The organism is Pseudomonas sp. TH49, from assembly GCF_016650625.1.
Classification (GTDB): domain Bacteria; phylum Pseudomonadota; class Gammaproteobacteria; order Pseudomonadales; family Pseudomonadaceae; genus Aquipseudomonas; species Aquipseudomonas fluorescens_H.
In genome coordinates this window covers 972,024-992,281 of sequence record NZ_JAEKFL010000002.1, presented here as the reverse complement: position 1 = coordinate 992,281, position 20,258 = coordinate 972,024, and the positions used below count along the sequence as shown (strand labels likewise).

At 60.5% G+C, this 20,258-nt stretch carries 17 protein-coding genes and 1 tRNA gene; 9 read left to right on the top strand and 9 right to left on the bottom strand.

Annotated features, from left to right (window positions below):
- Window positions 1–315: 315 nt before the first annotated feature.
- From JFU48_RS21975 to JFU48_RS21960, 4 genes are all read left to right on the top strand, one after another.
- Window positions 316–672 carry a DUF6124 family protein gene (locus tag JFU48_RS21975; protein ID WP_201137643.1) on the top strand — a complete coding sequence of 119 codons (357 nt, stop codon included), beginning with the start codon at window positions 316–318 and terminating at the stop codon, window positions 670–672.
- Window positions 673–956: 284 nt separating this feature from the next.
- Entirely contained in the window at window positions 957–1,610 is a 654-nt protein-coding gene (locus tag JFU48_RS21970; RefSeq protein WP_201137642.1) for a hypothetical protein, read from the top strand.
- Window positions 1,607–2,128 (top strand): hypothetical protein, encoded by a 522-nt coding sequence (locus JFU48_RS21965; protein ID WP_201137641.1) that lies wholly within the window; start codon window positions 1,607–1,609, stop codon window positions 2,126–2,128. The genes JFU48_RS21970 and JFU48_RS21965 overlap by 4 nt, the downstream gene beginning before the upstream one ends.
- Window positions 2,125–2,646 (top strand): hypothetical protein, encoded by a 522-nt coding sequence (locus tag JFU48_RS21960; protein WP_103483467.1) that lies wholly within the window; start codon window positions 2,125–2,127, stop codon window positions 2,644–2,646. Before JFU48_RS21965 ends, JFU48_RS21960 begins: the two co-directional genes overlap by 4 nt.
- A 54-nt stretch (window positions 2,647–2,700) precedes the next feature.
- On the opposite strand, the gene JFU48_RS21955 is transcribed toward JFU48_RS21960, so the two are convergent.
- From JFU48_RS21955 to fdnG, 7 genes are all read right to left on the bottom strand, one after another.
- Window positions 2,701–2,796 (bottom strand) — tRNA-Sec (locus tag JFU48_RS21955).
- A 7-nt stretch (window positions 2,797–2,803) separates the two neighbouring features.
- Complete coding sequence (gene selB, locus JFU48_RS21950; RefSeq protein ID WP_201138508.1) at window positions 2,804–4,720, bottom strand: selenocysteine-specific translation elongation factor; 1,917 nt, start codon at window positions 4,718–4,720, stop codon at window positions 2,804–2,806.
- Complete coding sequence (gene selA, locus JFU48_RS21945; RefSeq protein ID WP_201137640.1) at window positions 4,717–6,129, bottom strand: L-seryl-tRNA(Sec) selenium transferase; 1,413 nt, start codon at window positions 6,127–6,129, stop codon at window positions 4,717–4,719. Before selA ends, selB begins: the two co-directional genes overlap by 4 nt.
- A gap of 190 nt (window positions 6,130–6,319) precedes the next feature.
- Window positions 6,320–7,246: a formate dehydrogenase accessory protein FdhE gene (gene fdhE, locus JFU48_RS21940; RefSeq protein ID WP_201137639.1), complete on the bottom strand. Its 927-nt coding sequence runs from the start codon at window positions 7,244–7,246 to the stop codon at window positions 6,320–6,322.
- A 3-nt stretch (window positions 7,247–7,249) separates the two neighbouring features.
- Entirely contained in the window at window positions 7,250–7,915 is a 666-nt protein-coding gene (locus tag JFU48_RS21935) for a formate dehydrogenase subunit gamma (RefSeq protein WP_201137638.1), read from the bottom strand.
- Window positions 7,912–8,847, bottom strand: a complete 936-nt coding sequence (gene fdxH, locus JFU48_RS21930) for a formate dehydrogenase subunit beta (protein WP_201137637.1) — start codon at window positions 8,845–8,847, stop codon at window positions 7,912–7,914. The genes JFU48_RS21935 and fdxH overlap by 4 nt, the downstream gene beginning before the upstream one ends.
- Entirely contained in the window at window positions 8,848–11,913 is a 3,066-nt protein-coding gene (gene fdnG, locus JFU48_RS21925; protein WP_201137636.1) for a formate dehydrogenase-N subunit alpha, read from the bottom strand.
- 325 nt (window positions 11,914–12,238) lie between these two features.
- Here fdnG and JFU48_RS21920 point away from each other — a divergent pair, with 325 nt between their 5' ends.
- The 5 genes from JFU48_RS21920 to JFU48_RS21900 all read left to right on the top strand — a co-directional run bounded on the left by JFU48_RS21920 (window position 12,239) and on the right by JFU48_RS21900 (window position 17,662).
- Window positions 12,239–13,399: a MalY/PatB family protein gene (locus JFU48_RS21920; RefSeq protein WP_201137635.1), complete on the top strand. Its 1,161-nt coding sequence runs from the start codon at window positions 12,239–12,241 to the stop codon at window positions 13,397–13,399.
- Between the two features lie 213 nt (window positions 13,400–13,612).
- Complete coding sequence (locus JFU48_RS21915) at window positions 13,613–14,470, top strand: glucose 1-dehydrogenase (protein ID WP_201137634.1); 858 nt, start codon at window positions 13,613–13,615, stop codon at window positions 14,468–14,470.
- Between the two features lie 5 nt (window positions 14,471–14,475).
- Window positions 14,476–15,819 (top strand): cation:proton antiporter, encoded by a 1,344-nt coding sequence (locus tag JFU48_RS21910; RefSeq protein WP_003224986.1) that lies wholly within the window; start codon window positions 14,476–14,478, stop codon window positions 15,817–15,819.
- Window positions 15,820–16,006: 187 nt separating this feature from the next.
- Window positions 16,007–16,303 carry a hypothetical protein gene (locus tag JFU48_RS21905; RefSeq protein WP_003224988.1) on the top strand — a complete coding sequence of 99 codons (297 nt, stop codon included), beginning with the start codon at window positions 16,007–16,009 and terminating at the stop codon, window positions 16,301–16,303.
- A 103-nt stretch (window positions 16,304–16,406) separates the two neighbouring features.
- Window positions 16,407–17,662 (top strand): IS3 family transposase gene (locus JFU48_RS21900; protein ID WP_201135842.1). Its coding sequence is split into 2 segments (ribosomal slippage): window positions 16,407–16,758 and window positions 16,758–17,662, totalling 1,257 coding nucleotides; the frame shifts between segments, so codons are not numbered across the junction.
- Window positions 17,663–17,672: 10 nt separating this feature from the next.
- On the opposite strand, the gene JFU48_RS21895 is transcribed toward JFU48_RS21900, so the two are convergent.
- Window positions 17,673–18,209, bottom strand: coding sequence for a hypothetical protein (locus JFU48_RS21895; protein WP_201137633.1), 537 nt, complete (start codon window positions 18,207–18,209; stop codon window positions 17,673–17,675).
- A gap of 66 nt (window positions 18,210–18,275) precedes the next feature.
- The gene (locus JFU48_RS21890; RefSeq protein WP_201137632.1) at window positions 18,276–20,198 is read right to left on the bottom strand and encodes a hybrid sensor histidine kinase/response regulator; all 1,923 of its coding nucleotides are present in this window, start codon (window positions 20,196–20,198) and stop codon (window positions 18,276–18,278) included.
- Window positions 20,199–20,258 lie beyond the last annotated feature (60 nt).

Here is a 20,258-nt window from a genome sequence, read left to right as displayed (position 1 = left end):
CTACACATCCTTGCGTCGTTGCCTACGGCTACGCCAGAATCCGCCGGCTTGTGCGCTTTGGAGCGGGTCTCTATCGTTTCCGGGTCGCTGACTCATTCAGCGATCGGGTTTAGCGACTCGGGTTCAAATAGGCGCACTCAGCATTTCAAGCTTCATTACAGATTCCGTGTCTGTGATTTCGCTATGGTGGCTGTATGCGGGAGACCTCCGGGTCTACCGGGTGCCTATTTCCGGTTCGCTAACCCGCGTACAGCCGCCACCCTTACCTGTTTAGCGACGGGTTATGGCGGCTCCATTGCTAATAGGAGCTTCACCATGTTCAAGGTAACGCCCAACCCGCCGATGTCAGACCCGATCTCGCCGTACGAATCCCTCGACTCGAAAAAACTCCACGAAGCCGCCGACCGCGCCCTCGACCATTACCTCAAACCGCCCACACCAGATATCACCCGCCAATCCAGCAACCTGTTCCACGTCAATCCCGCCGCCGACAACGAAACCCTGCTGGTACACGCCAGTGAATCGCTGGCCTCGGCCAGCGTCATGCTCAGTGATTTCGCCGGTTTGCTGGATGCCCCCTACCGCAACACCCTGCTGGGCATTCAGCAAGTCGTGATGCTCGGCGAACTGACCGTCAACCGCGCCCTCGACAACCTCGACCCGCCCGCCTGAAACCCCGATCCCCTGTGGGAGCGAGCCTGCTCGCGAAAGCGGCCGATCAGCCGACTTTGAGGTTAATGACACACCGGCCATCACCAGCAGGCTGGTTCCAACCAGGGGATCGAGTGACATTTTGAACATTGCGTGATGCGCGGACGGAAGCCGACCTGCGTTATTGGCTAGCCAAATGCCACTACATCACTTAGTCTGCGCGCCCCGCAAAAACGTTTGGCCAGGAAGGCTTTGATTGGCCTTCGCAACTGAACGTCATCAATCACGCAGATTCAGGGATGTTCATGTTTCATGTCTTCAAAATAGTGGCCGCCGGCCTGCTGGCCTCGCTGCTCAGTGGTTGTATCACCCAAAGCGCGTCGTGGGTCAGCGAACCATTGCAGGCCAAGGCCAACGAACCTGTGGCTTATTTGATCGGGTCCATCGGGCCGCGCTCGCTCAAACTGTCTCCGGCGGATAACCAACGCCTGTTTATTCGCAAACGTGGTTCCCAGTACGGCGCTGCCGGTATCTGGAAAATGGCCGGTGCCTATTCAACGCCGCAGGATATTCAGGACGGCAGCGGTGCCGCGAGTGTCTTCGTCCTTGCTTTGAAACCGGGCGACTACGAGTTCTACGATTTCCAGTTCTTCTCTGCGCGATACACGCCGGGGCTTGGCACCGTTTACAGTTCGATGGAAGCGCGCGAGAAATTCAACCTCCCGCTGCGTCTTGAAGCCGGAAAAGCCTATTACATGGGTGAATACCGCTCGCTCTGCCTTAACGGCATCGGCTGCACCTTCCTCTGGCGCGATCAGCGCACCCGCGACGCCGTGATCGCCCAGCGCCAGGTTCCCGGACTACCACCTCTGCAATCACTGAAGCTCGATCTGAAAAGCGCCGAACCCTATATTTTTGCCGATACCCCGCCGGGTGTTGCCGCGGACATCAAACCATGAAAAAAGTCACCACGCTTGCCACCGTCGCTCTGCTGGCCGGTTGTACCGCCACCAACACCTTGCCAGAGCGCACACTGGCCGACGGACAGGATTATCTGGCACCGATCCACGTCATGATCGACGACCCTCTGCAGTCTTCGTCGTTGCGCAATCATCTGCGCGAAACTGGCGTATTTCGTAACGTCGAAACCGGGTCCGGCGAAAACGATGCGTACAACGTCCAAGTCAAATTGAACATGCAACGCGAGTTCCCGCCGTTCCCGGTGGTGTTGTTGAGTTGTGCCACATTGTTCATGCTGCCGCTTTCGAAGGAATACGACACGCAGGCCGAGTTCTCGGTGTATCAAGGCGACAAGCGCCTCAAGCAGTACACCTATCGCAATAACACCCGGAAATACACCTGGTTGCTCGATCAGGGTGGCGAGTTGGAAGGACAGAACCTCAGCCGTATTGCCCGGGCCTTCGCCCAGGACGTTCAACATGACCGGTTGATCCCTGTCGTTGGGAGTGCCCAATGAAGCTGCCCTGGATCAAGACCGGCGCCCTGCTCAGTGCGCTAATGGCACTCGGCGGTTGCGCCAACACCCTGCCGCCCCTCGATTATCACGCCACGCAAGCCTATGTGCCGGTGACGTTGAGCCTGGGTCAGGCCAATACCCGGCACGAAGAATATCGCCAGGGCGAAACCATTTCTGCACTGAAAAACTCCGGCGCGTTTTCCATGCTCGACGGCGGTTACACCCGCAACGGCTACAGCCTGCTGATTACCCAGCCGTGGTCGGGCGAAACCCATTATCTGGCCATGTTCAATGTCCTGACCCTGTTCACCCTCCCTGTGCCTTATCACTACCAGAACAACTTGCGCGGCTCGGTCTTCAAGGACGGAAAACTGCTCAAGACCTATAACTATTCCCGCGAAGGCTGGAGCGTGTTGGCTTGGTACGTGCCGATCCCGGACAACAAGAACAAGCAGCAGATGCTGGATCAGTTTCTGGAAGAGTTGGAGAAGGACAAGCTGATTCCCTATCAGCCTTGACCGTTGGCTTTGCGCCGCCACAGCGAGCATCACGGCGGCGAGCACGAGAGTAATTGGCGGAAGGCAGCCGGAGTCGAACCTGCCCGGGAACGGATGCCGTCCCCAACCGGGTTTGAAGCCCGGCCGCGCCACCGGGCGCGATTGCCTTCCTTTGAACTCAGGGTGCGTCGGCACTGGCCAGCGCGTTGTCGTGGCGGATCACTCGCGATTCGCCGATGCGCCGGGTCAGGCCGAGGCGGTCGAAGTATTCCAGGTACTGAATACAGCGTTTGCGTCCCAAGCCTAGCGCATCGCGGAACGTTGTCACCTGAATCGACGGATTTTCCTGCTCCAGTTGCAACAGAATGTCGGCCATGCGCCGCCGTTGCCCGTCAGACAGAAACAGGTCGCGCACCACCTGGTGCATCACCCCCAACCGCGCCATTTTGCGCAGCAGCAGACGCACCACGGCATCCTCCGTACCGAGCGTTTTGGCAACGTCACGTACCCACGGCGGATCAAACCCGGTCTGCTCGAACAGCGGCTGCATGCGCTGCCACAGGGTTTCGTCTTCGGCGTTCAAGCGCACCTGATGATCGGGCAAATGCAACCACGACCCGCTGGCGTTGATCGATCCGGCGGCGCGCAGTTCTTCCAGCAGGCTGACAAAAGTCGAACGCTCCAGCGCCAGACCACTGAAGCGCCGCAAGCGGTCGCGGTCCGGGCCCATCTGGTCGGGCTCCAGCTCATGAAACTTCGCCAGTTGCTCCAGCACGGTGAATTTCAGTTGTCCCCAGCGCTGCAGATTGAACAACACCGGGCCTTGGCGGGTGTCGATCAGGCGTACGTTGGCCGGTAGCGACCAGCCCTCACGCGGGCGATTGAACTGACGCTCCAACCGTTGCGGATCGAGGCCGCCAGTACTGTGGTTGAGCAACACCGGCAGCGCCTGCTCAAGCGTGTCGCTTCGGGCCAGCGCTTGCAGTTGCGCCAGTCGTTCCGGGCTGCGGCGCTGGCGGGCCGGGGCGAACGGGTCGAGTACCTGACCTCCGCCGAGGGTGCGTTGCGCGCTCTGGTCGCGAAGGATTACGCGATCGCCCTTCACCGCGTGCACCGGAGTGTTGATCAGCAGCTGCGCGAACATGCGCTCGCCAGGTAGCAGGCGCGTGCCTTCGAGCAACGCGACGCGGGCGATGACGTCCTGGGTGCCGAGATGCACATGGACCGGGTGGAAATGTTCGAAGGTACGCTCGCCGGGCAACAGTTGAAATTCGATGTCCACGCGTTGCGTCGGTGCGAACAGCCAGTCCGCCAAAAGCCATTGGCCGCGATGGATCTGTTCCAATGTCAGTCGCTCGCCGCTGATATTCAACGCCACTCGTTGCCCGGCGAAGGCCTGTTCAGCGACTGTGTTTTGCGCATGCAAGCCACGCACTCGCAGCGCTTTACCGGATGGCCCGAGCGTCAGTTTGTCCCCGATGGAAACCGTCCCCGACAACGCCGTGCCAGTCACCACAATCCCGGCGCCCGCCACGCTGAAGGCGCGATCGATGGCCAGGCGAAAACCACCTTCGCGGCTGCGCTGATGCACATCACCCTGGGTCTGCAGCAAGGTCTGGCGCAGTTCATCGACGCCCTGCCCGGTCACGCTCGACACCGCCAGTATCGGCGCGTCGGAAAACGGCCCGGTTTCGAGCAGATCGAGAATCTGCCGCTGAACCTGCTTTACCCTGCCCGTCTCGACCCGATCGCATTTGGTAATCGCCACCAGCGCCCGGGGAATGCCCAGCAACTGAACAATTGCCAGATGCTCACGGGTCTGCGGCATCACCCCATCGTCCGCCGCCACCACCAGCAACACCAGATCGATGCCCTGCGCCCCGGCGAGCATGTTGTGGGTGAATTTCTCGTGGCCCGGCACATCGATGAACCCGGTCAGTCCGGCTCCGGGCTCCAGCTCTGCGTAGAGATAACCGAGGTCGATGGTCATTCCGCGCTCGCGCTCCTGCGGCCGGCGGTCGCCGGTTTGTCCGGTCAGGGCTTGCAGCAACGAGGTTTTGCCGTGGTCGATGTGCCCGGCGGTGCCGACGATCACGACTCGACCTGCAACTGCGGCAACTGCGCCAGCCACGCCGCTTCGTCGTCGAGTTGGCGTAGATCGAGCCACAGCGCGTCGTCGTCAATGCGCCCGAGCACAGGGATTGGCAACGCACGCAATGCCGCTTCCAGATTTAGCAGACAACGCCCGCGCATGCGTTTCGACACCTGCGGGCGCAAACACAGCGCCGCACTCGGCAACCGCGCCACCGGTTGGCTGCCGCTGCCGATCATGCCCAGCGCTTTCACTGCACTGACATTCCACGGTTCGCCGATGACCTGTACCAGTGCCGGTAGCAGGCGCTCCGCTTGTGCGAGGATCTCGGCTTGCGGGCGAGTCAACAGCCGCAGACTCGGCAGACGTTCAGCGAGGCGATCCGGATCGCGATACAAACCCAGCACCGCCTCCAGTGCGGCCAGGGTCAACTTGTCGACCCGCAAAGCACGCTTCAACGGATTTTTCTTGATCTTCGCGATCAAGTCTTTGCGCCCGACGATCAAGCCAGCCTGTGGCCCGCCGAGCAGTTTGTCGCCGCTGAAAGTGACGATGTCCGCACCCTCCAGCAACGCCTGGCGCACCGTGGGTTCCGCTGGCAGGCCCCAACGGGTCAGGTCCAACAGACTGCCGCTGCCGAGATCCTCAAGCAGCGGCAAGCCATGCCGATGAGCCAGCTCGGCCAGTTCGGCGGTGGCTACGCGAGCGGTAAAGCCTTCGATGCTGTAGTTGCTCGCATGCACCCGCATGATCAAGCCGCTGCGCGGGCTGATGGCGGCTTCATAATCGCGGGCGTGGGTGCGGTTGGTGGTGCCGACTTCGTGCAGACGCACCCCGGCGCGGGCCATGATGTCGGGGATGCGGAATGCGCCGCCGATTTCGATCAGTTCGCCGCGCGAGATGATGCCTTCCTTGCGCGCGCCCAGGCTGTTGAGCGTCAGCAGCACCGCAGCGGCATTGTTGTTGACCACAGTGACGGATTCGGCGCCAGTCAGTTCGCGGATCAGGCCTTCAATCAGATCATCGCGATCACCGCGCTTGCCGGTCGCCAGATCGAATTCCAGATTGAGCGGATAACGTGCGGCCATCTGCACCGCGTCGATGGCTTCTTCGGGCAACAAGGCGCGGCCGAGGTTGGTGTGCAGCACCGTGCCGGTCAGGTTGAACACCCGCCGCACGTTGCTGCGCTGTTGCTGGGTCAGGCGCTCGCCGACGCGGCCGGCGAGCACTTCGGGGCTGATTTCAATGGCAGACAGTTGACCTTGCAACACGCTGAGCCGCAGCTCATCAAGCAACTGCCGCAAGCCGCTCAGCAACGCCTCACGACCATAACGCTCGGCCAGCGGCAGACAGGCCGGGTGACGCAACAAACCATCAATGGAAGGCAACCGCAGGGCAACACTCGAAGACATCAGCCACTCCCGAAAACAAGACTCTCCGGCATGACCTGACGCAACGCGTCTAAATACAGCACACCGGCCCCCAATTGTGGGAGCGGGCTTGCTCGCGAATGCGGTGAGTCAGCCACAAATGATCTGACTGACACGGCCCCTTCGGGAGCAAACCCCTCTCACAAGTTTTTCAGGAGTGTAGACGCTCTGTTCATTCGTCTCCCGGCGCCAGCATCAGATTCGGTGCCAGACGCTGAAAACCGTCCTGCGCCAGACGCATGTCGAGCAGCAGGCTGCCGAGATCCGCCGACAACGCTTCGCCTTCGGCATCGTTCTCCAGATAGACCAGTTTCAGGTAGCTGTTGCAGCCCGGGCAGACCTCCGCGCGAATCGGCGCCTGATTGGCGGCGTGGCGATCGTCCTCCAGGCTCAGGTAATCGAGGCCTTTGCTCGACTCGCAATACACGCACTTGACCCGCACCACGTGCCATTCGCAGGCGCACAGCGAGCACACCAGATAGCGCAGACCGTTGTGTTTGCCGCGATGGCGGATCACCCCGGCCATCGCCGGCGAACCGCAGCCCGGGCACTGGCTGAGGCTGTCGCCGGGTTTCAGTTGCAAGTTCGCTGCGCTGAGCAGCCAGTGGCTCCACGCCGCTTGCAGGCCGGCGCCGAGAAACGGCACCAGCGCCGCCGGCACCATTGAATACTGGCCGCTGACCAGCGCCACCGCCCACGCACGCAACTGGCCGGCACTGGCCTCCCGCAGCGTGGCCAACGCGTCGAGCACCGCCGGCTGTTCCGATGGCACATAGCGTTGCAGCAAAGCATCCAGATACGCCTGCCAGCCGTCCTCGCGCACCAGCGTATCGGCGGCAAATGGCGGCAAGCCGTGGCGCTGACAGACTTCAAGGCGTTGCGCATCGATTGGTACCGTCAAGGGCGGCTCGTCCATCACCTGCTGCTGAGCCCGGCACAATCCGGCAATCAGCTGCAGATAATCGGCCAGCGGATGCCCTTCGGCCAATTGCTCCAGACGCTGGGCGCGCAAAGTAAACAGGTTGTGCGGTGGCAGGTACAGAAACGGCGGCGAGCTGGCCGCCGCTTCGATTTCCCCGGGTTCAAGAATGGTTGCCAAAGGTCAGCCCTTTTTGGTGATCGGTCGCTCCGGCACGTCCGGATTGTGTTCATCGCGGGTGATGTCGCGATACCAGAGTTCGTGGTGCTTCTTCGCCCAAGCGCGGCTGACCCAACCATGCAGCATCGCGTCCACCGAGCCCTTGATCCACAACCCGGCGTAGATATGCACGATGATGCTGAGGATCAGCACAAACCCGGCCAGCGCATGCAGGAGCATGGCCCAGCGGATCACGGTGATGCCGAAGTACGCACTGAAATACGCACGCCAGATCACCAGCCCGGTGAACAGCAAACCGAGCATGCACAGCAGTAAAGTCCAGAACAGCATCTTCTGCCCGGCGTTGTACTTGCCCACCGGCGGTACGCTTTCTTCATCGTTGACCAACACCCGATCGATGCGGCGCATCCACTTCCAGTCGTTGTCGATGAAGAAGTTCGCGCGCCAGAAGCGGAACACCAGACCGAGGAACAACACGAACATCAGCACGCCCATGAACGGGTGCAGAATCCGCGTCCACGGCCCGCCGCCGAACAGGTGGGTGAGCCAGAACATCGACGGATGAAACAACGCCAGCCCGGACAGCCCGGCCATGAAGAACAGAATCGCCACCAGCCAGTGATTGGTGCGCTGGTTGGCGGTGTAGCGCAGGATCGTCTTGTTGCTCATGGCCGGTCCTCCCCGCGTGGATCGAAGGTGTGCACCGCCGGATCGACAACATGCACCGAGGTATCGGGCGGCGTCGGATGGTCATCCTCTTCGGTACGGTTCGGCCCGATGCGCACGTAGTGGAAGAACCCGGCTAGCACCGCTGCGCCCATCGCCAGCAGGCCGAGCGGTTTGCTGATGCCTTTCCACAGGCCCACCAGCGGACTGATGGCCGGCGCATCCGGCAACCCGGCGTAGATCTTCGGCGTGTCGGCGTGGTGCAACACGTACATCACATGAGTGCCGCCGACGCCTTCCGGGTCGTACAGACCGGCGTTGACGAAGCCACGGCTTTTCAGGTCGACGATGCGTTCGGCGGCGTGTTCCTTCATGTCTTCCTTGCTGCCGAAGACGATGGCCCCGGTCGGACAGGTTTTCACACACGCCGGCTCCAGCCCTACCGCGACGCGGTCGGAACACAAGGTGCACTTATAAGCCTTGTGATCCTTCTGCGAAATCCGCGGAATATTGAACGGGCAACCGGTGATGCAGTAACCGCAACCGATGCAGTGGTCCTGATCGAAATCGACGATGCCGTTGGCGTGCTTGATGATCGCCCCGGGACTTGGGCATGCCGCGAGGCACCCCGGTTCGGCGCAATGCATGCAGCCGTCCTTGCGGATCAGCCACTCCAGGTTGCCGGCGTCGGTTTCGTGTTCGGTGAAGCGCATCAGGGTCCAGGTTTCTGCGCTCAGGTCTTGCGGGTTGTCGTAGGTGCCGTGGTTGTGGCCGACCTCGTCGCGCAGCTCGTTCCATTCCGAGCAGGCGACCTGGCAGGCCTTGCAGCCGATGCATTTGGTGGTGTCGATCAGCTTGGCGACTTCCTGCTGATTTCTCACCGAGGGCGGCACCGTGGTGGTGGCCGAGCGGGCAATGATGTCTTGGCTGGCCATTTACAGTTTCTCCACATTGACCAGGAATGACTTGGATTCCGGGGTCTGGGTGTTGCCATCGCCGAGGAACGGCACCAGGGTGTTGGTCAGGTAACCGTGGCGCGTCTGACCGGTAAATCCCCAGTGCAGCGGGATGCCGATCTGATGCACCACCTGGCCGTTGACCTGCAGCGGCCGGATGCGTTTGGTGACCACCGCCACCGCCTCGATGAACCCGCGCTTGCAGCTGACCCGCACCCGATCTCCGGCGGCGATGCCCTTCTCCTTCGCCAGCACTTCGCCGATTTCGACGAACTGCTCGGGCTGGGCAATCGCATTCAACTTGCAATGCTTGCTCCAGAAGTGGAAGTGCTCGGTCAGCCGGTAGCTGGTGCCGGCGTACGGGAAGTCCTTGGCTTCGCCGAGGCTTTCCCAGACCGAATCGAAGATCCGCGCCGCCGGGTTGCTGGTGGCTTTCTTGTTTTGCGGGTGCAGCGGGTTGATGCCGATCGGCGTTTCGAACGGCTCGTAATGCTCAGGGAATGGCCCCTCGTTCATCTTGTCGACGGCGAAGAACCGCGCGACGCCCTCGGGGTTCATGATGAACGGGTTCATCCCGGCTTCCGGCGGCACATCGGCCTTGTAGTCCGGCACATCGGTGCCACCCCAGGCCTTGCCGTTCCACCATACCAGGCGCTTTTTCGGATCCCACGGTTTGCCCGAGACATCCGCCGAAGCGCGGTTATAGAGAATCCTCCGGTTGGCCGGCCACGCCCAAGCCCAGCCCAGATGCTGGTGCATGCCATACGGGTCGGCGTTGTCGCGCCGGGCCATCTGGTTACCGGCCTCGGTCCAGCTGCCGGCGAAGATCCAGCAACCGGACGCGGTGCTGCCGTCATCCTTGAGCTGAGCGAACGCGGCCAGTTGCGAGCCGGCCTTGACCGTCGCACCGCTGGCGTCGGTGAAGTCGGCCATGGCGCTGCCGTTGATCTCCTTGGCCAGTTCCTCCGGCGAAGGCTCGTCCGGGATCTTGTACGGCCACGACAGTTTCAGCAGCGGATCGGCGAACTTGCCGCCCTCGGCCTGATAACGCTTGCGCAGGCGCAGGAACAATTCGCTCATGATGCGGATGTCGGTCTGCGCTTCGCCGGGGCCATCGGCGCCCTTCCAGTGCCATTGCAGCCAGCGGCTGCTGTTGACCAGCGAGCCGTCCTCCTCGGCAAAACAAGTGGTCGGCAGGCGAATAACTTCGGTCTGGATCTCGGCGCTTTTCACGTCGTTGTAGGGCCCGACGTTGTGCCAGAACTCCGAGGTTTCGGTGGCCAGCGGATCCATCACCACCAGCCACTTGAGCTTGGCCAGCGCGCCCATCACCCGGTTCTTGTCGGGCAACGCGGCAATCGGGTTGAAGCCTTGGCACATGTAGCCGTTGACCTTGCCCTGACTCATCAGGTCGAACATCTTCAGAACGTCGTAGTTGGGGATGTCGAGTTTCGGCAGATAGTCGTAATTCCAGTTGTTCTCCAGCGTGGCGTTGGCGCCGTACCACGACTTCATCAGGCTGACGTGGAATTTGCTGTAGTTCTGCCAATAGGACAGCTGCCCCGGACGCAGCGGCATTTGCGTGCGTTTTTTGATGAAAGCGTTGTAGTCCTGCTCGCCATCGCTGCCCAGGGTCAGATAGCCCGGCAACGAGTTGGACAGCAACCCGAGGTCGGTCAGGCCCTGAATGTTCGAGTGCCCGCGCAACGCGTTAACGCCACCGCCCGGCATGCCGACGTTGCCCAGCAGCAATTGCACCATCGCCGCGCTGCGGATGATCTGGGCGCCGATCGAATGCTGCGTCCAGCCGAGCGCATAGAGAATGGTCATGGTCTTGCCGGGCGTGGAGCACGTGGCAATCTCATCCCAGATTTTCTGCATCGCATCGACCGGCATGCCGCAGATCTGGCTCGCCAGATCAATGTTGTAGCGGCTGTAATGCTGCTTCATCAATTGATAGACGCACTGCGGATCCTGCAGGGTCGGATCGACCTTGACGAAGCCATCCTCACCCAGCTCGTAACCCCAGCCGGATTTGTCGGTGTAGCTGCGTTTGGCTGCGTCGTAGCCGCTGAAGATGCCGTCCTCAAAGCCATAGCCGGCTTTGACGATGAACGACACGTCGGTGTAGTTGCGCACGTATTCGTGCTGGATCTTGTCCTGGGTCAGCAGGTAATTGATCAACCCGCCCATGAAGGCGATGTCGGTACCGGTGCGGATCGGCGCGTAATAGTCGGCCACCGAAGCGGTCCGGGTAAAACGCGGGTCGACCACGATCAGCCGGGCAGCGTTATGCGCCTTGGCCTCGGTCACCCATTTGAAGCCGCACGGATGCGCTTCTGCTGCGTTGCCGCCCATCACCAGGATCAGATTCGCGTTGGCGATATCGGTCCAGGTATTGGTCATGGCACCACGGCCGTACGTCGGGGCAAGACTTGCCACCGTCGGGCCGTGTCAGACACGCGCCTGGTTATCGAACCCCAGCATGCCGAGACTGCGAATCACCTTCTGGGTGATGTAGCCCGCTTCGTTGGACGCTGCGGACGCGGCGAGGAATCCGGTGGTCAGCCAGCGATTGACCGTTTGCCCGCTGTCGTTCTTCTCGATGAAGTTGGCGTCGCGGTCGGCCTTCATCAGGTCGGCGATGCGATCCAGCGCTTCATCCCAGCTGATCCGGATCCATTCGCTGCTGCCGGGCTTGCGCGTTTGCGGATACAGCAAGCGGCCCGGGCTGTGAATGAAGTCCAGCAGGCCTGCGCCTTTTGGACACAGGGTGCCGCGGTTGACCGGGTGGTCGGCGTCGCCCTCGATGTGGATGATGTTTTGCGCGACGTTCTTCGCGGCATCGCCCTGGCTGTACATGATCAACCCGCAACCGACCGAGCAATACGGGCAGGTGTTGCGGGTTTCATGGGTGTGGGCAAGCTTGAAGTGACGCACCTGCTCGGCGAAGGCCAGCGTCGGGGCCATGCCCAACGCGCCCAGGCTAGAGCCTGCAAGGCCGATACCGGCGACCTTGAAGAATTGACGACGGCTGAGATCCATCGTGCACTCCTGATCAGGTGGAACCCGGTACTTGAGCCGGGCTTTTTCTGGACAAACACGGTTACGGCAGAATGCCTGCCGGTTTTTTCACTGTAGACAATGACCACACGTTCTGTGTGAAAACCGACCGTCGGCGACAATCGGTCATGCCCTGAAAAACCTGTGGGAGCGAGCCTGCTCGCGAAGAGGCCCTGTCAGTTGAGACAAATATTGACTGACACACCGCCTTCGCGAGCAGGCTCGCTCCCACAGGTTTTGTGTATCCCCCAAGTGTCATGGGTTTATCATGGCGCCCAGGACCCATCCCGCCTTCACGAGACCGCGCATGACTTTCGATTTTGATCAGGTATTCGACCGCCACAACACCGGCAGCACCAAGTGGAGCCGCTACCCGGCCGATGTGTTGCCGATGTGGGTCGCTGATATGGATTTCGCCGCGCCTCCGGTGATCATCGAGGCGTTGCAGCAGCGTCTGTTGCACCCGTTGGTGGGCTACAGCGTGGCGCAGGACAATCTGCGTGAAGCTATCGTCGCCGACCTGTGGAACAAGTTCGCCTGGCGGGTCAAACCGCAGGAGCTGATCTTCCTGCCCGGGGTTGAATCCGGTTTCAACATGGCTTTGAAAGCCCTGGTGCAGCCGCAGCAGAACGTCGTGGTGCAAGTGCCGAACTACCCGCCGCTGCGGCATGCACCGGGGCATTGGGGGCTGAACAAGGTCGAGCTGGAATTCGTCGCCCAGGCCGATGGCACTTACGCCACGCCGCTGGAGACCCTGCGCGAATCGCTGAACGGTGGCGGTGCCCTGCTCCTGAGCAACCCGCACAATCCGATCGGCAAAGTGTTTGCTCGTGAAGAGCTGCAAGCCGTGGCCGACATCTGTACGGCACAGGACGCCTGGATCATCTCCGACGAGATCCACGCCGAGCTGTGCTTCGACGGCCGCGTACATGTTCCGACCGCCTCCCTCAGTCCGGAAATCGCCAAGCGCACCATCACCCTGATGTCAGCGAGCAAGGCCTACAACATCGCCGGCCTCAAAACCTCGTTCATGATCATCCAGGACGCCGCTCTGCGCGAGCGCGTCAACCATGCACGTTGTGGCATGGTCGATAGCGTCAACCCGTTGGGCATGGAAGCCACCCGCGTCGCCTACAGCGAAGGCGCGCCGTGGCTGGCCGAACTGAAAACCTATCTGCAGGCCAACCGCGACTGGCTGGTGGACGCGGTGCGCAGCCGCTTGCCGGGCGTGACCATCAATGTGCCGCAAGGCACGTATCTGGCGTGGCTCGATTGCTCGGCGCTGGACCTGGACCTGGACAATCCTCAGCAGTTCTTCCTCGAACAGGCCAAGGTCGGCCTCAGCGCTGGTGTGGATTTCGGCGATCAGCACCAACAGTTCGTGCGCCTGAACTTCGGCTGCCCACGGTCGTTGCTTGAAGAAGGCATCGCTCGCATGGAGCGCGCCCTGAACAACCGCAATACCTGAAAACACCCTAAACCCTGTGGGAGCGAGCCTGCTCGCGAATGCGGTCTTTCATCCAATAAAGAGGGTGACTGATACACCGCATTCGCGAGCAGGCTCGCTCCCACATTGGTTTTGCATTTCCAAGTCTGAAAGACCAGCGCAAATCCGATCGAACTCACGGCAAACCGTCCGGGTCAACCACCCATACCTGCCCTGAGACCTCGGAGATTTGTGATGACCGACTACCCAAAACCGCCCTTCCCCGCACAAGCCCAAGCCGTCCCCGGTGCGCAAAGCAAAATGCAGCCCTACCCCGATTGTGGCGAACAAAGCTACGTCGGTTCCGGGCGACTGTCCGGCAAGATCGCGCTGATCACCGGTGCCGACAGCGGCATCGGTCGCGCGGTGGCGATTGCCTTCGCCCGTGAAGGCGCCGATGTGGTCGTGGCTTATCTGAATGAACATGAAGACGCCAAAGAGACCGCACGCTGGGTCGAACAGGCGGGTCGCCAATGCCTGCTGCTGTCCGGCGACCTCGCGCACAAGGCCCATTGCCAGGAACTGGTGGACAAGACGGTCGAACGCTTCGGGCGCATCGACATTCTGGTCAACAACGCTGCGTTCCAGATGACCCACGAAAGCTTCGAAGAAATCCCCGATGACGAATGGGTGATGACTTTCGACGTCAACATCACCGCGATTTTCCGCCTGTGCCAAGCGGCGATCAAACACATGCGCCCCGGCGCCTCGATCATCAACACCAGCTCGATCAACTCGGACATGCCCAAACCGACCCTGCTCGCCTATGCCACCACCAAAGGCGCGATTGCCAACTTCACCGGCGGGCTGGCGCAGATACTCGGGCCGAAAGAAATCCGCGTGAACTGCGTGGCCCCCGGACCGATCTGGACGCCGCTGATCGTCTCGACCATGCCCGAGGAAGAAGTGCAGAATTTCGGCAGCGAAACCCCGCTCGGCCGCCCCGGACAACCGGTGGAGGTGGCGCCGATCTATGTGCTGCTGGCCTCCGATGAAGCCAGTTACATCACCGGTCAGCGCTACGGCGTCACCGGCGGCAAGCCGATGTTGTAAGCCTCATGAGCTTTGTCATCTGGGTCGCGGTGCTGGGCGCCGTCTTGCTGACCCTTGCGCTGACCTCGTCCTACCTGCGCTGGATGCCGGTCACCACCTCGGCCGTGTGCCTGTTGCTGGGGATTGGCATCGGCCCGAGCGGGCTGGATCTGCTGAAACTGTCACTGGAAAACGCGTCCGTATGGATGGAACACCTTACGGAAGTGGCGGTGCTGTTTTCGCTGTTTGTCTGCGGGCTCAAGTTGCGTTTGCCACTGCGCGACAAGCGCTGGCGGATTGCTTTCGGGCTGGCCGGCCCGGTGATGGTGTTGACCATCGCCGGAGTCAGCGTATTGCTGCATTGGGGCCTGCAACTGCCTTGGGGGCCGTCACTGCTGATCGGCGCGATTCTCGCACCGACCGACCCGGTGCTGGCCGCGCTGGTGCAGGTCAACGACGCACGGGATGTCGACAGCGTGCGCTTTGGTCTTTCCGGAGAAGCCGGACTGAACGACGGGATCGCGTTCCCGTTCGTGATTCTCGGCCTGCTGCTGGTACAGGCCGATGCTCATCCCGGCGCGCTGACCGATTGGGTGCTGCACGGTTTGCTCTGGGCGGTGCCGGTCGGCTTGCTCACCGGTTACTGGATGGGCCGCGGCATCGGTCGGTTGACCCTGTCACTGCGCATCCGTAACGACGACAGCACCCTGAGCCCGAATGATTATCTGGCGCTGTCGCTGATTGCCCTGGCCTACGTCGGCGCAGATGCCATCGGCGGTTACGGCTTCCTGTCAGTGTTCGCTGCCGGCCTTGGCTTGCGCCAGGAAGAAGTCAAATCCACCGGCGCCAGCCAACCGCCCGCCGAACATCTGGTGCAACCAGTGGTGGGCCATCAGAACGTCGAGCCGCAGCACGCGGTACACGGTGATACCGAACGCCTGGAAAGCAGTCAGGTCGCTGCCGGGATCATGATGGGCGACATGCTCTCGTTCGGCAGCCTGGTGGAGCGGGCCATGGAAGTGTTTCTGGTGACCCTGCTCGGCGTGGTGCTGGTGCCGCATTGGGACTGGCGGGCGTTGATCATTGGCGCGGTGCTGTTCTGCGTGGTGCGTCCGGCCTGCGTGGTGTTGATGCCATGGGGCACCTTGCTCGACGGTGGTCAGCGCCTGTTGATCGGCTGGTTCGGCATTCGCGGGATCGGTAGCCTGTTCTATCTGTTTTATGCCTTGAACCACGGCCTGAGTCCTTCGGTCGCGACGCTGTGTACCAACATCACCCTGTCCGTGGTGGCGTTGAGCATTTTGCTGCATGGCATCAGCACTCAGCCGCTGCTGGCGCGCTATGAGCAACGGCAAAAACGAAAAAACTGATTTTTCAGGCGGCAATATCTTGGGCAATCCATCGAAGTTTTTTCTGTAAATAAATGGATCCCTCTGCAGATTCCGGCAGTCACAACCATAACCCCTCGCTGTAAGCACTCGGCGGGGTCCGGCAGGTTCGGTTCCCCTGCGGCTTGCAGCCCATGAATAGGAATCTTTGGATAACAAGGTCACGGTCATGAAAGAATGCTCGACTCCGGCACAAATCAAGGCTTGCAGGGCTTTGGCCCTGGAACGCAATCGTCAACTGTTCGAAGACGCCCACGCCCTCAACCGCGCCGCTTACGAGTTGCTGGAGGCGGACAATCTGGATCTCGAACAGTTTGAGCACTATCGAGCCATGCGCCGCAAAGCCGATGCGAAGTTCGCCGAAGCCATCGATCACTTGTGCGTCCTCAACGAGGACTTCCCGCCGATTCCGATGTCGCCGCATCACTCGCAGGAGTTGCGCCGGCAGCTTGAAACCGTCGAATAAAGCGCACAAGAAAAAGCCCGGCTGCGAGGTCCGGGCTTTTTCTTTGGGCGTGTCGCGTCCTGAATAAGGTTTACACCTTCTGACCAATCTTCAGGAGGATTCAATGGATACCGGAAAAAGGCGGAGCCAGCGCGATTACACGCTAGCTTTTAAATTGTCAGTCGTAGATCAAGTCGAAAAAGGCGAGTTGAGTTATAAAGAGGCTCAACGGCGCTTTGGCATTCAAGGCCGGTCCACGGTACTGGTTTGGTTACGCAAGCATGGCCGACAGGACTGGAGCCAAGGCGCCTCAATCCGAGCGCCGCGGAGCAGGCCGATGACCGACCCCAACCTACCGCTGACACCCGAACAGCGGATCAAAGAGCTTGAAGAACAGTTGGCGCTGAGCAATCAGAAGGCCCAGTTCTTTGAAGCTGTCGTGAACGTCTTGAAAAATGATTACGGTGTGTCCATCGTAAAAAAGCGACCCGGCAAGTCCTCTCGCAAGGGCAAATCCAAGACCTGAGCATTACCAGGGCTTGCCTGTTTATGGGCATTTCGCGCCAAGCGTATTACAAGCGCAACCGAGCCTTTGACGCGAGAGTTTGCCAAGACCAGCAGGTAGTGGAATTCGTTCTGGAAAAGCGTCGGCGCCAGCCGAGGCTTGGGACGCGCAAACTGCACCACCTGATGCTAATTGAAGCTGCAGCGACGCTACGTGTCGGTCGAGACCGCCTGTTTTCTATCTTGCGAGAGGCGCGAGAGCTGGTTCCTCGCAAACGTGCTTATCATAAAACCACGCATAGCCATCATCGCTTCCGCCGTCACCCCAACCTACTCAAAGCTGGCCCGGAACAAGTTGTAGCCAGCAGACCTGAGCAGGTTTGGGTCGCAGACATTACCTATCTCCCAACGCGGGAAAGTGTCGCTTACGTTAGCCTGATAACAGACGCGTACTCACGCAAAATCGTGGGTCATCATGTGCACAGCAGCCTGCATACGGAGTCGGTGGTCAGGGCGCTGCAGAAGGCTGTTAGTCAGCGAAAATCCGATCAACCGCTCATTCATCATTCAGATCGCGGAGCCCAGTATTGCTCCGACTTATACCAACGGATGCATACCCGGCATGGAATCAGGTGCTCAATGACTGACGGTTATGATTGCTATCAGAACGCTATGGCGGAGAGGGTAAATGGGATTTTGAAGACTGAGTTTTTGCTGCATCGCCCCAAAGACCTGGCGGATGCAGTGAAAATGGTGGATGAATCGGTGCAAATCTACAACCGGGAGCGGCCGCACTTAGCCCTGAAATACAAAACGCCCGATGCGGTGCATCGGGCGTTTGAGACTGAAACAGGTGTAAACCTATTTCAGGACTAGACAGCGGCGTTCAGCCTCCGGGATTGGTCACCTGAATAAACACCGCGTAAGCCCCGAGCAGGATCCAGAACGTGGCGAAGATCCATGGCGTGCGCACCGAAAACAACAGCGACTTGCGATAGCCCTTATGGCTGGATTCCATTTCACTGAACAGCGGCGACTCGTCGTAAGCCATGCCCATGATCGGCTCGCTGCGCAACAACTCGCTCTGCTTGTAGTGCCAGTGATCGATGATGTCGTACGCGGCACGAATTCCCGGCCACGCATTGAGCGAACTGAGCAGCCCGAGCAGTGCCAGAAACGGCGGCACCACCAGCGTAAACAGCTTGCCCCACTCGGGGTTGAGGTTGGCCATGCACGAGGCAAAGGCAATCACCAGAAATGACTGAGCCGCCAGATAGGCGTCAGTGCGGTTGGCCAGGATGCTGGTTTCGTACTGGATTTCCTTGCGATAGAAATCCAGCCGTTCCTTGGGTGAGCCGAACATCTTGGCGTCGTGTTCGGTCAGGTGCTCTTCTTCGGTGGGCTGGGTCAGTATGCGAGGCAAGGGACGCGCACTCCATGGCGGGGAAACCTTTTAGAAGGCCCTCGCCACGGACAAGTTCAGGCGGATTCATTTCATCGACTGCGCGATGATTTCCACCAGGTTCAACTGAGTAAAAGGCTTGGGCAGACGTGGCAGTTGCGCGGCGAAGCCTTCAAGACGTTCGGCGTAGCCGGTGGCCAGAATGATCGGCAGATCCGGCTTGAGCAGACGCACTGCATGCGCCAGTTGTGCGCCGCTCATCTGCGGCATGGCCATGTCAGTGATCATCAGATCGATGACTTCACCCTGCTCGAACAACTTCAGCGCCTTGGCCCCGGATGTCGCGTTGACCACACGATGGCCGAGGTCTTCGAGCAGCAGTGTGGTGCTGGTCAATACCAGCGAGTCGTCGTCCACCACCAGCACGCTGAGGCGTGGCACCAGAACCGCTTCGACCGCCGGATAAAAGGTTTTTGCCGTCACGCTGGCTACCGCCACCGGTATCCATAGTTCAGCGGTGGTGCCACGGCCCTTTTCACTCTTGAGGATGAAGCGTCCGCCGAGTTGTTCGATAAAGCCATGCACCATCGACAAGCCCAATCCGGTGCCCTTGCCCACGCCCTTGGTGGTGAAAAACGGATCTCTGGCCGAACCCAGCGTGGTTTCGTCCATGCCTTCACCCGTGTCGATCACGCTCAGGCACACATAGCGCCCAGCGGCCATTGAAGAGTGGCTTTGCTCAAGCACCACTTCCGGCTGCGCGGTAATGGTCAGGCTGCCCCCGTCCACCATCGCGTCGCGAGCGTTGGTCGCCAGATTGAGTAGCGCCAGCTCCAGTTGGTTGCTGTCCGCCAGCACCGGTTGCAGATCCTCGGGAAACCGCGTTTCGATACGAATCCCCGGTCCAATCGAACTGCGCAACAGCCCGGTGATGCCTTGCACCAGTTGCGGAATATCGACCGGTTCGGTCTTGAGTTCCTGCCGTCGGGCAAAGGCCAGCATGCGCTGGGTCAGCGACACGCCACGCAATGCACCCTGCGTGGCGTTTTCCAGCAGCCGACTGTTTTTCGGGTCTTCACCGATGCGCTTCTGAAGAATCTCCAGATTGCCGAGAATCACCGTCAGCAAATTGTTGAAGTCATGGGCGATGCCGCCACTGAGCTGACCGATGGCCTGCATCTTCTGTGCCTGGAACAGCGCTTCACGGGTTTTCTCCAGAGCCAGTTGCGACTCATGGGCTTCGGTGACATCGCGGGTGATCTTGGCAAACCCGAGCAGCGTGCCGGTTTCGCCGCGAATGGCATCGACCACCACGTGTGCCAGAAACCGCGTGCCATCCTTGCGCATGCGCCAGCTCTTGTTTTCGAAACGACCCTCGCGGGTGGCAATCTCCAGCGCTCGTTGCGGTTCGCCGGCGATGCGGTCTTCAGGGGTGTAGAAAATCGAAAAATGCTGGCCGATGATTTCTTCCGGCTTGTACCCCTTGATCCGCTGGGCGCCCTGATTCCAGTTGCTCACGCGACCTTCGGGGCTGAGCATGTAGATCGCATAATCGGTGACACCCTGCACCAACAGGCGGAACTGCTGCTCGCTTTGCCTGAGGGTTTCCTCGGCCATCTTGCGATCAGTCAGGTCGCGGGTGATCTTGGCGTAGCCGAGCAGTTTGCCGTTGGGATCGATGATCGGATCGATGACCACGTGACACCAGAAGTTGGTGCCATCCTTGCGCACCCGCCAGCCCTCGCCTTCGAATCGCCCTTCGTGCAGCGCGGTGTCGAGCGCGCGCTGCGGCAGGCCCGCCGCACGATCAACGGCGGTATAGAAGCGCGAGAAATGCTCGCCGAGAATCTCCGCCTCTTCGTAGCCCTTGAAGCGTTTGGCACCGGAGTTCCAGCTGGTGATGATGCCGTCCGGGTCGATCATGTAAATCGCATAATCGACCACCGCATCGATCAGCAGACGGAAACGCATCTCCTCGATCGCGGCAGTTTTGCTCGGGTTGTCACTCATCAGGTTCACCGCTGGTTTTCATTAGCGCAAGTATGCGGCAATCCAGCGCCATGGGAAGGT

Excerpts from the sequence above, each read along its gene's own strand:
- JFU48_RS21890 (WP_201137632.1), bottom strand. The coding sequence starts at position 20,198 with ATGAGTGACAACCCGAGCAAAACTGCCGCGATCGAGGAGATGCGTTTC.
- fdxH (WP_201137637.1), bottom strand. The coding sequence starts at position 8,847 with ATGGCCAGCCAAGACATCATTGCCCGCTCGGCCACCACCACGGTGCCG.
- JFU48_RS21920 (WP_201137635.1), top strand. The coding sequence starts at position 12,239 with ATGACTTTCGATTTTGATCAGGTATTCGACCGCCACAACACCGGCAGC.
- selA (WP_201137640.1), bottom strand. The coding sequence starts at position 6,129 with ATGTCTTCGAGTGTTGCCCTGCGGTTGCCTTCCATTGATGGTTTGTTG.
- JFU48_RS21975 (WP_201137643.1), top strand. The coding sequence starts at position 316 with ATGTTCAAGGTAACGCCCAACCCGCCGATGTCAGACCCGATCTCGCCG.
- JFU48_RS21935 (WP_201137638.1), bottom strand. The coding sequence starts at position 7,915 with ATGAGCAACAAGACGATCCTGCGCTACACCGCCAACCAGCGCACCAAT.
- JFU48_RS21915 (WP_201137634.1), top strand. The coding sequence starts at position 13,613 with ATGACCGACTACCCAAAACCGCCCTTCCCCGCACAAGCCCAAGCCGTC.
- JFU48_RS21910 (WP_003224986.1), top strand. The coding sequence starts at position 14,476 with ATGAGCTTTGTCATCTGGGTCGCGGTGCTGGGCGCCGTCTTGCTGACC.
- JFU48_RS21960 (WP_103483467.1), top strand. The coding sequence starts at position 2,125 with ATGAAGCTGCCCTGGATCAAGACCGGCGCCCTGCTCAGTGCGCTAATG.
- JFU48_RS21965 (WP_201137641.1), top strand. The coding sequence starts at position 1,607 with ATGAAAAAAGTCACCACGCTTGCCACCGTCGCTCTGCTGGCCGGTTGT.
- JFU48_RS21905 (WP_003224988.1), top strand. The coding sequence starts at position 16,007 with ATGAAAGAATGCTCGACTCCGGCACAAATCAAGGCTTGCAGGGCTTTG.
- JFU48_RS21970 (WP_201137642.1), top strand. The coding sequence starts at position 957 with ATGTTTCATGTCTTCAAAATAGTGGCCGCCGGCCTGCTGGCCTCGCTG.